The organism is Streptomyces sp. BE303, from assembly GCF_036290945.1.
Taxonomy (GTDB): domain Bacteria; phylum Actinomycetota; class Actinomycetes; order Streptomycetales; family Streptomycetaceae; genus Kitasatospora.
On the sequence record NZ_JAQYWZ010000412.1, the window covers coordinates 1 to 327 of the forward strand.

Annotated in this window: 1 protein-coding gene; it reads right to left on the reverse strand. The window is 77.4% G+C overall.

Going from position 1 to position 327, the window contains the following annotated elements; genetic code table 11:
- Positions 1-97 precede the first annotated feature (97 nt).
- On the reverse strand, positions 98-327 hold a 230-nt coding region (locus PUR56_RS07375), incomplete at its 5' end, for a hypothetical protein (protein ID WP_329948321.1).

Here is a 327-nt window from a genome sequence, read left to right on the forward strand (position 1 = left end):
ACGCCTGCGGCGTCAGTTCTTCCAGCGCGGCTTGCGGTCGTCGCGGTTGAAACCGCCCGAGCTGGGGCCACCGGGGCGGCCACCGCGGTCGTCACGGTCACGGTTGAAGCACCCACCGTCCACCCGGCCCCCGCCGCAGACGCGCACCTCCGGGCCCCGACCCGCCTTCGGCGGTGTCGAGCGCCGGGGCAGCGCCGGCGGCGGCAGCAGCCGTCCGTTCTCCCGCCGTGACGACCACCGCTCCGGTGGCCGCCCGCAGGCCGGTGGCGGTTTCAACCGTGACCGTGACGACCGCGGTGGCCGCCCCGGTGGCCCCAGCTCGGGCGG